General features: G+C 38.8%; 2 protein-coding genes. Both read right to left on the bottom strand.

Annotated elements, in window-relative coordinates; all coding sequences use genetic code 11:
* Positions 1 to 258: alpha amylase N-terminal ig-like domain-containing protein (locus BZG82_RS16035; protein ID WP_198928574.1), on the bottom strand; the 258-nt coding region annotated here is incomplete at its 3' end.
* 15 nt (positions 259 to 273) lie between these two features.
* A partial coding sequence (locus BZG82_RS16030; RefSeq protein ID WP_077766320.1) for a sugar ABC transporter permease occupies positions 274 to 1,031 on the bottom strand: 758 nt, incomplete at its 5' end.

Here is a 1,031-nt window from a genome sequence, read left to right as displayed (position 1 = left end):
CCAATGATCATGGTATTCCGACTGACCTTCTAAAGTCATCGAAATCTCATTTCCGCCAATCCAGCCATGCGCGTCACTGCCTCCTAGATTACCACCGTCCAGGCCTCCTTCCGCCCAGTGATACGGATCACCTATCCATAACATGACTTTCTCTAATTCGTCTTTCGCAGTACGAAAACGAATGTGTAATGTTTCATTATCATAGGCGTAACTGTCTGCACTTTTAGCTAAATGTGCTAATGCACTTTTTGTAATCATATATAATCCTGATTATTATTCTTTAACTGCACCACTGACAAGGCCCGCGGTAATATGTTTTTGCGTAGCGACAAATAGCAGCGTAATGGGTATAGCTACCAACAGAGAACCTGCAGCGAATAGTGTGTAGTTTTCTGCAGAGTTGGATGAAATCCAGCTAAATATTCCAATAGCGAGAGTCATCTTTTCTTCACTACGAAGTATGAGCGTAGGTAGAATGAAATCCATCCATGGGCCAGTAAAAGAGACTAATCCTACAAAAACAAGAATTGGCTTGGCTAACGGTAAAATTATTTCAATGAAGATGGTCATATGCCCTGCACCATCTATCTTCGCAGCTTCATCTAGAGAGGTGGGAATCGCATCAAAATAACCTTTAACTAACCAAGTCATAAACGGAAGTGAACCAGTCAGATAAACAAATAGCATTCCGGTATAGGTATCTATGAGATTCATTTTAGACAGAAGAATATAGATGGCTGTCATCGATAAAAATGCCGGAAACATCTGTAATACTAAAACACCCATTAATACATTGCGCTTTCCTTTAAACCTGTAGCRGGAAAAGATATATGCGGACATAGTGACGACCACAAGAGAAATTAACATGTTCGCTGTTGCTAAAATAAATGTATTTTTATACCAGTCTAAATAAGGCGTATCCGAAAATAGAGTTTTATAGTGTTCTAAGGTAAATGAAACATCAGAAAAAGATGAACTAAATAGATTATTACCAGGTTTAAAAGAAGCAAGTATTGTCCAAATCACCGGAC

Origin of the sequence: Salinivibrio sp. PR5, assembly GCF_001996085.1 — a bacterium.
Lineage (GTDB): Bacteria > Pseudomonadota > Gammaproteobacteria > Enterobacterales > Vibrionaceae > Salinivibrio > Salinivibrio proteolyticus.
The sequence above is the reverse complement of the archived record's forward strand: the minus strand, read 5'-3'. Positions and strand labels throughout refer to the sequence as shown.